The sequence below is a fragment of the Oleiphilus sp. HI0079 genome, from assembly GCF_001635105.1.
The window spans coordinates 1-11,220 of record NZ_LWFT01000288.1; the positions used below are offsets into that span (position 1 = coordinate 1).

Here is an 11,220-nt window from a genome sequence, read left to right on the forward strand (position 1 = left end):
CCATTCTTAAACATTATTCGTTCCCTACCTTTTCAGTTTCATTTGTGCCAAGGAAATAGTTCAGCTCCGACACAAGCTTATTTTCCTGTGTACGCAACCGCGCAACCATCACCTTTGCGTCTTGTTCTTTAAGAAACAGATTGATCACTAGCTGCAAACTCCCTTCGTCTGATTCATACGCTTGCTGCGCTGTTGCTCGTTGATCGATGAGAGTTGGAACAATTTGATCTACGTAAAGCTCTCGTTGCTCAGCAGTCCTTTGAAGCTGCTGTTGCTGACTCAGGAACGCATAGTAAATACCAAGTGCTTCTTCATCCCTCTGCAGCGCAATTGACGACATGTTATGTTTCTCTGCGCCGATATTCGAAGACTGTCGGCCTTCCGAAAAAAATGGCACTGCAACGCTAATTCCTGCAGAGAAAAAATCAGGTCGATCAGAGCCGTCAGGGTTTTGTCCATCTCGCAAGCCATAACTTACCTCGACCCCCCAAGAAGGCTCAAAATCCTGTTCAAGCAGGCTTACTTGCGTTTTCGAAAGCGCCAGGTTTGCTTCATGCCTGAGTATGCGGGGGTGAAGTGTAAAACTATCCTTGCCCACTCTTATATTGAGCAAACGATCAATCTCGACTTGTGTATAACGCTCATTGGGCGAAAGGCTGGCGTCGCGCAACGTTTGGTTCGCCAAGCTATCAAGCTTTGTTCGGTGCAAGTCATAACTCTGTTTTGCTGATATCGACAGCTCTTTAAGCTTAATCAATTCCAGCTCAGCACCGATTAGATCTGATTGGGTTCTAGAGCCAACTTCGTAAAGCGATTTAATAAAGTCGCGCATTTGCTCGAGAAACCCCTGATCTACTTCTAAAAGCGCCAGCCTTTGTTGCCAAAAAAGCGCCTCGAACCACGTCTGCTCAATGGTCTTTTTACGTGCTCTCCAATACTCGTCTGCGCCATACTGTTGGATAGTCGATTGTAGATTCGCGCTATCCTCTTTCAACTCGAGACTGTCGCCCTTGGGGAACATTTGGCGCACGCCTAAACGGAGATTTGTCATCGGCTCTTGGTCGAATGCAAATGTATCAACCGGAAGATTTTGCATCCCGGCGAAAACAACTGGGTCAGGAAGGTAATTAGCCCCCTCGCTTTGCTTTGTAAACCTAAGCTGTTGCTGCTCAAATTGTTGAAGCTTGAAATCGTGCTGTTTCGCGGTATTTAAGACTTCATCTAGGGTTAGCGCTGATTTGTTCGCCGCTTGCGCATGTGCGGTTGCCCACGGCTGTAACAGCACTCCAAAGGCAAAAGTCAGATATAGCAAACCATGAAGGCGGCATTTGACCGAGTTATTCCGAGACATTGTTCATTCCAAAAGTTAATCAATATTTCACCTGAACGCTTTAAGCCTTAAATCAAAGCTAACTGCGGCAGACGGATTTATAGCGCTAACTTAGGAAATTGGAGGTGGGTTGGAGTGCTCAAATGAGGGAGGCTGATAAAATGACATGCTCAAACTATGCGAGTGATCGGATAGGTCTGGAGTGAACAAAGAATTCAAGAGAGAAACATTTAGTGACTGATGACAACCACCCTGTCCACATAAACATTGTTCTTCACAACAGTCGACCGTGAGGCTATCGTTTACATTAACTTTGTCTGACAACAGGGCATTTTCATGATGCGAGAAAGAATAATGCGGCGCTACTTTTTGCTCTGACTGATCACAATGCGCCATTTCCCGCTGAACCGCGACCGGTACCGGGCCATCTACAGCATCATCAAAACCAGCAAACAATACTTTACCCACCGCCGGAGCGACTCCACCTAGAGCGAGTGCACACGAGATGAGCAATGCAATTGTTCTTAAATATTTGGTTCTGATCATGTCTTAAAGTTGCCATAGCGTGTCGATAGACGCAAGTCTTTGACCCAAAAGATCTAGTTAGTTCAATAAATTGCTAACCAATTATCCTTGCGCGTCGAAAAAGCGTCGAAGCACCCAATTACTTACTTAGGATTGTTGTTCCCTTAGCCCAGGGCAAAAATAGTATTAAGAGTGCGTGAGGCCGATACTGACGGCTTCGGTGCGATTTTTTACACCGAGCTTGTTATAGATATTTTTCAAGTGCCATTTGGTTGTCGAGACCGCAATTCCAGACTCTTCGCTAATCGCCTCATTCGTTGCCCCAGAGAGTAATAGCTCGAAAATTCCAAGTTCCTTATCCGTCAGTATCCGCTTAATTTTTATGTCATGCTTTTCCAAACCATTGGCCTGTAATAATTCGCCAAATGTCTCATAAAAAAGCGGGGGTAATTTTAGCTTTCCTTGGGCAATTCCAGCGTTAAATACATCGACTACTCCTGGCGCTTCGTCGAATACGCTACGTGAGAAACACACTAAGCCATATCGGTCTATTAGGCGAATTAAAGCGTTTACTGCGGAATCTGCGTTCCCTTGCAGAAAAAGCAGCGTGGTGAGGTTACTCCTAGCAACCAAAGCTCTTAGTTTCACTCCTTGGAGATCTAGAGCATCAGCCAGCTCAATTAATAATTCTGTTGCCTGCTTCAGCCGGTTCTTTGAAATCAACCAGTAAACGGCAGCTAATGAGAGTCGTTCACGCCACTCTTCATAATATTTTGATGCGCCTAGCGCGCCCTTCTCTAGATGTTCAGACAGAGAATACCGCTCGTATATAAAGTGACATTCCGCTTTATCCTGCATGGTAAATGCCTGGCGCATTTTTTCTTGTACGACTTGGCTACTAAATCTCAGATTATCGCCTAACGATAATATCCGCTCTAACTGCTCAAGCAATCTTGCTGCCCTAGGACTATCACCTTCGATGTGCATTATTCGTGAGCTATACAGATACACCATTACGACAGCTTCGGTAGCGCATGCATGATTTACCAATGGTACGAGTTCCGCCCCCAAAGACTTTGACGCTTTGAGCTGGTTTTGTTCGTATTCAACCACCATCATTCCGGTCGCCAAATTGACCCAGCGAGGCGTTTTATTTCCATGCCGAATGGGATTAAAGACTTTAGACATATGCTGAACCGCTTCTATTCCTCGACCAAGGTAACGATCGCAAAGAATGATGATCGGCGTAGCAAAGCTATCGAACAGATCATGAGACATATGCTTTAGGTCTGATTGAACTTCGCTAGCCATTCTAAATGCTTTGTTTAATTGGCCATGGCACATCAGAAAATACGCATCAAGAACCTTATCAAAAGCTCTCACCTCCACCGGAGTCTGGGTCGCCCCATCGGATCTTAGAGGAGAATACTTTTCAACTTCGGAGTCATTTTGAAATACAGAAAGAATACGTTGAAAGAAAACACAATATGCAGCTAGATGTCGCTCATGCTGCAATGATGAAATACCTATTAAAACATCTAAATAATAAGACGCCTGATTAAACCGTCGCGAGAAAATCAGAGCATACAATTGGTAGATCAGAAGCTGGCTGTTTGCAGTAAAATCATCATCTGACAAGTCGTTCAGCTCTTGTACTACAGGCTCTAGATCGCCTTTTTTTACCCACTTACTGCAAGCCTCGCCAAGCAACATAAGGTGATAGTCCCGGTCAGCGGTCAGCTTTGCATGATAGACGGCTTCGGTTAATTCTCCGATTCTAATAAAATAACGAGATGCGGAGAGGTGTAATTTTGCGATATAACTGCGGCCCTTCTGACGCTCCAACATACTCAACAAAACATCCCTCAACAGTGGATGATACCGATACCAACCTGGGCGTTGAGGATCAGGCCTTAGGAAGAGGTCCTGCATTCTCACCTCTTCTAATCCGGCATTTGCTGAATTAACCATCAAAGCGTTCTCGCAAATATCGCGATTGAATGCATTACAAACCGAAGTTGCGAGAACAAAATCTTTCTGTTCACGAGTTAGGCGATGAACGACCTCCTGCCCAAAGTAATCGAGCAACTCCAGCTGTGTGCCATCAAACGAATCGATTGAACCCTCATTGGCTTTGTCAAAAGCAAGAAGCGCCATTTTTGCGCCTACAAACCACCCATCGGTTTTATCTAAGAGTTTAACAACTTGGCCAGCATCCAATTGGGGAGCTCCAATTGCGCAGTTCAAGCGCTCTAAATCGCCTTTATTAAGTTTAAAATCGTGACTATCTAAAACAAAAATTCGGTCATTAATTTTCATTCTAGTGATCGGTAGTTCGGGGTAATCGCGGCAGGAAATAATAAGATTCACGTGATCTGGCAGACTATCGATCAGCTTACTAATAATATGATGAACCTGTGTCGATTTGATCTCATGAAAATCATCGAGCACTATTAGTAAAGGGCACTCAAATTGATTGAGCGCTTGGCGAAACGTCTGGGTAAATAAGCTTGGATCTGTTTCTCGATCATCCTTGTAGAGACTGAAAAACTGCTCATCCCAAAGAGGCATGATGTTTTTGACCGCTTCAAACATCTCGACAAATAAGTTATGCCCATTGTTGTCATTATGTCGATCCGACACGTTTAAAAAACAGACTTTAGTGTTTGGCTCATACTGAGCTAAATGTGCCCTATATTGTTCAAGAAGCGTCGTTTTGCCGGATCCGGCTGGCGCGACAGTGAGTGTTAAAGGGTGCTCGCGCCCTTTCTTTAAAAGTGCTAAGAGGTCTTGTCGAAGAATATAGTTTGTCATAATTATTATTTTATTATTTTCAGCATACAGTCGTTATTGCTATATACATTGACTCAGTATTATTTTTGCAACAATAGATCTACATCCCTAATTGGAAGTTATTTATTCAAATGTGAACAAGAGCATACTTCGGCCATCTCCTTCCAGCCTACGCAGCAAGAGCATAAGCACCCTAACACATTGTATTAAATGTACTTTTTATAACCTCAGTTCTCGGAAAATTCTTCACCCCCCCTCTTTCGGATAGGTGCATATCGAACAAGCTCATAAGATATTACCGCTCCGAACGCCAGCTCTGGAACTTAGTTGTAAGAGGAAACATATGTATCTCTCTTTAAAGATTTAAGACCTAGCAAACGAACTAAAACAAAAATATCGGAGGCACTAAATGTTTAATTCAGTATGGGTAACTTGGCCAGCACTCGCCAAGCTCGGAACTTTGGGAGTAGCCGCTGCGGCACTTTCAATCGGTTTGGAGCGTACCGAACTTTTAGAGAACAACATGATCCCTACCGAGGATCTTGAGCAAATCAATAGCACGATTGTATGTGATGACCGGTCCAAAACAGCAAGAACCGAGGATGGAACCTGTAACATCTTAGAAAACCCAGCAGAAGGTTCGGTTTACCGACGCTTTGGCCGCAACGTACAACTTGAGGCGGCACAGGGAGAAACCGAGGCGAATACGCTACTAACGCCCAACCCTAGAGAGATTAGTAACAGCCTGATGGCGCGCGAGGAGTTTAAGCCCGCAACGAGCATCAATTTTATCGCTGCAGCGTGGATACAGTTCATGGTTCATGACTGGGTAAGCCACGGCGCAAATACAAGCAATGATCCTATTCTGGTACAGCTGCCTGATGGCGATCCTCTCGGGAATGGTGTTCTCGAGATAGAAAGGACGACTCCTGATTTAGACCGGTCTGAAAGTGATGCAGATCTTCCACCAACCTATCGAAACGTCAATACCCACTGGTGGGATGGTTCACAGTTATATGGCAGCGATAAGGCAACCAGTGACAGCATTCGTTCTTTTGACGATGGTAAGTTAATCGTAGAGAGCGACGGCACCCTACCGAACGAGTTTTGGAGCGGTGTACCAATTACCGGGTTCAACGATAACTGGTGGCTCGGATTAAGCATGATGCACCAACTCTTTACACTAGAGCACAATGCTATTGCCGAACGCTTGAAACAAACGAACCCCGAAGCGTCAGATCAGTGGCTGTACGATCGTGCCCGCCTCGTCAATTCGGCGCTCATGGCAAAAATTCATACCGTAGAATGGACCCCTGCATTACTCCAAAACCCTGCACTTGAGCTATCGATGGAATCCAACTGGTGGGGCATCACACGCGATCCAGAAACACGCGACACTATTCAGAACATCTCTGATGACCTGAAGGGGCCTAGCTCCTGGATCGTCAACACAATCGCACTTTTCGACCCTGAAAAAGCAGAGAAAATTGCTACACCCGGATCTATCGACCATATCCTAGGTGGTTTAGTTGGTCAGGCAAAACCAAACAACTATGGGGTTCCGTATTCCCTCACCGAAGAATTTGTCGCGGTCTATCGAATGCACCCGCTACTCAGGGATGCAGTCGATGTCTATGATATTGGCTCAAATATTGTTGCCAACAGCATTCCTCTAGAAAACACTCGTGACGGTGATGCAGAAGACATTCTCGTCACAGAAGGAGGCGATCGACTATGGTACTCGTTCGGTATCACCAACCCTGGTTCGCTGACACTCAATAATTACCCAGAGTTTTTGCGTAATCTTTCTATGCCGCTAATTGGCGATATTGATTTGGCAACGATCGACATAATACGAGACCGTGAACGCGGAATACCACGTTACAACGAGTTTCGTCGTCAAATTGGGCTTAATCCAATTACCAAGTTTGAGGATCTAACTACTGAGCCTACGACCCTTGCCGAGTTGAAACGCATATATAACAACGATATTGAGCAGATAGACGCACTCGTTGGTCAGCTTGCAGAAACTATTCGTCCAGATGGCTTTGCTTTTGGTGAGACAGCTTTCCAAGTCTTCATCCTCAATGCATCTCGTCGTCTCATGACGGACCGTTTTTTTACAGAAAGCTATACGCCGGAAGTATATACGCAGGACGGAATCGACTGGGTTGAAAGCAACACAATGATTGATGTTATTCGCCGTCACTTCCCGACGCTAGATTTTAGCCTCACCGGCGTTGAAAATGCATTCAAACCATGGGATCTAAAAATCCCGGAAGACTACAAACAGTGGGCTGCCTGCGATAAGGAATCACTTCTTTGGACCAATGGTGCGCAACGAACAGAGTACGAACCAGGCGAACGTCCTGATTTGGAGCCCGTAGACATTGGAGGCCTTATTGACTCGGTACTATGGGAAAAGGTAAATCGTAAAGACGATGTTGCTCCCCTTGGGTATGAAAAGCCAATTCATGCTTATGGTTCAATGGCGACGGTTGCATTCGAAGCGACCGACAACCACCCATACACTGGCGTATTCAAGGGCGCCGAATGTGGATTATTGCGACTCTCAGTAACGGGCGATCCGAATGACAGAGGCTTCGCACCGGGCTTAGCGTGGAAGGTATTCGTTGACGGTAAAAATTCGCGTAACGTATCCGCCCTTTTCACTCTTTCAGGCCAAGACGATAATCATGATTTCTTCTTGAACGAGTTATCCAATTACGTTGATAAAGAAATAAACGAAACATTGGGAACTACCGCCCTTTTCTCTTTAGTTTCAACAAAACCAACCACGCTTTCTGTAGGAAAGATGGCGAAGGTTAAAGCAGATGGTAGCGAAGAGGCTTCCGTTGTATCACCAACTCAAATCTACTTCGTACCTAGAGCTGAGGTTAAGGGGCTTTTCGAGAGCGCATCGCATGATTTCCGAGACGATCTTGAGTTGCTGCCGGTGGGCACCCCCATTTACGACGTTTATGCTACCTCCAAAAACATTAGAACCTCTATATTTCCGTACTTTCATAACAAGTACGCAAGGGATCGAAGAAGTAGCGCTGTAAAAGTGGGGACCATAAAATCGACATCAGAATTTAACAGCTCTTCATTTGGTGACGGTGGCGTTTTCTTCAGGCATCAGCGGGTCGAAGATCAGTAGTCTAATTCGACCAGTTTTATACTATGCGTCTATTCCGTGAGACCGCATAGTAAACGCCCTAGTCTTTCGTCGGGGCCTTTACCGGCCTCGCTAGCTTAATCCCTAGCGAGGCTTTTTTTGATTTGATATCAAACAAAATAGCCAGAAAGCGCCCTACTCAATACGCATGTTTGCGCAAGCCTGCCAATTAGGGCTAAAGCACCACAGCAGCTCTTATCTACCGACACATCCAATACCGATAATCGAACGAGAGGCACAAGTTCTTTTCGCCCCTTTTATTCAGCGATACTTTTGAGCACCAATTCTGTATTATCAACCTCGGTAAAAAAACGCCCTTTTTGTATTTGCAATGATGGCGACATTCCCAAGAAAAAATCTTAAGCCAAGCTAAGACAGATCAAGCAGCACGATCAATATCAACACTCACAACTTGCATAACCACGATCCAAATAACGCACATGACAGATTCCGCAGCAAATAACCCTAACGATACTCTAGCAAAGCCGTCATCCAAGCCGAGTAAACAACAGCACACCCCTATGATGGTGCAGTACTTTCAGATTAAAGAGCAGCACCCCAATGAAATTGTGTTTTATCGCATGGGGGATTTTTATGAGCTGTTTTATGACGATGCTAAAACCGCGTCTCATTTGCTCGACATCACGCTGACAGCGCGCGGCAAGTCCGGCGGCGAGCCAATTCCAATGGCCGGCGTACCCCATCATGCGGCGGAAGGTTATATCGCGAAGCTTGTAAAATGCGGCATATCGATCGCAGTAGCTGAGCAGATTGGCGATCCAGCGACCAGTAAAGGCCCCGTAGAGCGAAAAGTGGTTCGCGTTGTTACGCCTGGCACACTGACTGACGAAGCATTTTTGGATGAGCGATCGGAGAACTTGCTTGGGGCGATTACTCACAAAGACAATGTATTCGGTATAGCATGGCTTGAGCTTTCATCTGGCCGATTCCATTTAACTGAGGTATCAGGTTTAAGCAACTTGATCGCTGAAGTGCATCGCCTTAAGCCTGCCGAGCTGCTGGTGAGCGACGATTTCCCTTATGAAGATTCACTCGGCCTTAAAACTTCTTTACGCCGACAGGGTCCTTGGCACTTCGAGTTAGACTCTTGTGAGCGTCTACTTTCAAAGCACTTTAAAACAAAAGACCTTGGTGGTTTTGGTTGCGATGATTTTAGCGTCGCCATTGGCGCAGCTGGCGCACTCCTCCAATACGTTAAAGATACCCAACACGACGAGTTATCGCACATCTCTTCAATGAGCAAAGAGTCCCTGTCAGACAGCATACTCATTGATGCAGCAAGTAGAAAGAATCTTGAGATTGATTCAACAACGCAAGGCGATTCTACCAATACCCTTAGCTGGGTGCTTGATCATTGTCACACAGCAATGGGAAGTCGCCTGTTGCGCCGTTGGCTAAATCAACCGACGCGTTTAAAAAAGGTAGCAGAGTTACGCCATAGCAGCGTTGCGGAACTCCTGAGTGACTACCAGTTCGATGTCGTTTGCGAGCAATTAAAACACGTAAGTGATATCGAACGAATATTAGCCCGCGTCGCTCTTCGCTCTGCGAGACCAAGAGACCTTACTCGGCTAAGAGATACGTTGGCGATCTTGCCAGCACTTCAACTCGCACTCAAGCCACTGACGTCAGAGCTTATATCTCAGCTGAAGGCCCGAATTTCGGAACACCCCACTCTAGCGGAAAAACTTGAAGCTGCTGTAGTTGATAACCCGCCGGTCGTTGTTCGGGATGGTGGCGTCATTAAGCCTGGATACGATCCCGAGCTTGATGAGCTGCGCGACATAAGTGAGAACGCAGGTCAGTTTCTTGTAGATCTCGAGACTCGAGAGCGGGAAGAAACGGGAGTTAGCACTCTCAAAGTAGGTTACAACCGCGTTCACGGTTACTTTATTGAAATTAGCAAAGCGCAGAGCGATCAAGCACCGGTACATTACGTTCGCCGGCAAACGCTTAAAAACGCAGAGCGATTCATCACGCCAGAGCTAAAAGAATTTGAAGACAAAGCGCTGAGCTCTAAAAGTCGTGCCTTGAGCCGGGAAAAGGCGCTCTACGAGACCTTAATCGAAGAGCTAAACGAGGCACTCCACCCATTACAGGAATGCGCAAGCGGACTTGCAGAAATTGATGTTTTGGCGAATTTCGCAGAACGTGCATCCAACCTCAATTATGTTCAGCCGACACTGGTTGACGAAAAGCTGGTTAAAATTGATGCAGGTCGACACCCTGTTGTTGAGCGCTTGATTGACGAGCCTTTTGTTCCTAATGACGTTTACATGGATCGGCAACGCGAGATGCTGGTCATTACTGGTCCCAATATGGGCGGTAAATCCACATACATGCGCCAAACGGCAATTATCGCTTTACTGGCATATTGCGGCTGTTTTGTGCCAGCTGACGGCGCAACAATCGGCCCTATCGATCAAATATTTACGCGTATGGGCAGTGCAGACGATACAGCGGGCGGGCGTTCAACCTTTATGGTTGAGATGACGGAAACCGCCAACATACTAAACAACGCAACACAAAATAGCTTAGTGCTAATGGATGAAGTTGGGCGAGGTACCAGTACATTTGATGGCTTATCCCTTGCTTGGTCGTCTGCCCAGCACCTTGCAAACAACGTAAATGCTTTTACTCTGTTTGCGACGCATTACTTTGAGATGACAGAATTGGGCGAGCAATTAGGCAATGTTGTGAACGTCCATCTAAAGGCAACCGAACACGATGACCGAATTATCTTCCTCCATAACGTTCTCGATGGCTCCGCTAGCAAGAGCTACGGACTACAAGTCGCACAATTAGCCGGCGTACCGCAGGTGGTAGTTGATCACGCGAAGCAAAAGCTGCTGCAATTAGAGCTTGGTTCACACAAAGATTACGGGCAAGATTCCACCTCTGCTCAGGCAAAAAACGTTGCATGTGCACAGAAAAGTGGACAACCAGCTCTTGCCAACAGTGATGACGAATTCCTTCAGGCGGATATGTTTGCAACCGCGCCCAGCCCCATAGAGCAGCAGCTAAAATCGATCGATATAGACGCTTTGTCCCCCAGGGATGCACTAAATTTGCTCTATGAGCTAAAAACAAAACTTAATTAAAACAGCAAAGCGTTATAATGAAATAACGGAATGCTCTTGAACCAACATAAGTGCATCGCTAGAATTGCAAAGCTTCGCGAGAAGCCACAATAATTTTAGTTCGCGCAACGTTTTTAATAATCAAGGTTAGATACGCCCATGACTTTTGTAGTGACCGATAACTGTGTTAAGTGCAAGTACACCGACTGTGTTGAAGTATGCCCTGTAGACTGTTTTTATGAGGGGCCGAACTTTTTGGTTATCGATCCAGATGAGTGCATAGACTGCGCGTT

Annotated in this window: 5 protein-coding genes and 1 pseudogene; 3 read left to right on the plus strand and 3 right to left on the minus strand. The window is 45.9% G+C overall.

Annotated elements, in window-relative coordinates:
- Positions 1-13: 13 nt before the first annotated feature.
- The 3 genes from A3750_RS04060 to A3750_RS04070 form a co-directional block, all read right to left on the minus strand.
- Positions 14-1,351, minus strand: a complete 1,338-nt coding sequence (locus A3750_RS04060) for a TolC family protein (protein ID WP_068466098.1) — start codon at positions 1,349-1,351, stop codon at positions 14-16.
- Between the two features lie 90 nt (positions 1,352-1,441).
- On the minus strand, positions 1,442-1,876 hold the full coding sequence (locus A3750_RS04065) for a hypothetical protein (RefSeq protein WP_068456157.1): 435 nt from the start codon (positions 1,874-1,876) through the stop codon (positions 1,442-1,444).
- Positions 1,877-2,041: 165 nt separating this feature from the next.
- Positions 2,042-4,669, minus strand: coding sequence for a LuxR C-terminal-related transcriptional regulator (locus A3750_RS04070; protein WP_068456154.1), 2,628 nt, complete (start codon positions 4,667-4,669; stop codon positions 2,042-2,044).
- Between the two features lie 388 nt (positions 4,670-5,057).
- Here A3750_RS04070 and A3750_RS04075 point away from each other — a divergent pair, with 388 nt between their 5' ends.
- From A3750_RS04075 to A3750_RS24805, 3 genes and pseudogenes are all read left to right on the plus strand, one after another.
- Positions 5,058-7,808 carry a peroxidase family protein gene (locus tag A3750_RS04075; protein WP_068456151.1) on the plus strand — a complete coding sequence of 917 codons (2,751 nt, stop codon included), beginning with the start codon at positions 5,058-5,060 and terminating at the stop codon, positions 7,806-7,808.
- A 458-nt stretch (positions 7,809-8,266) separates the two neighbouring features.
- The gene (gene mutS, locus A3750_RS04080) at positions 8,267-10,948 is read left to right on the plus strand and encodes a DNA mismatch repair protein MutS (RefSeq protein WP_197466297.1); all 2,682 of its coding nucleotides are present in this window, start codon (positions 8,267-8,269) and stop codon (positions 10,946-10,948) included.
- Between the two features lie 138 nt (positions 10,949-11,086).
- Positions 11,087-11,220: pseudogene (locus A3750_RS24805) on the plus strand (ferredoxin); the annotation flags it as partial.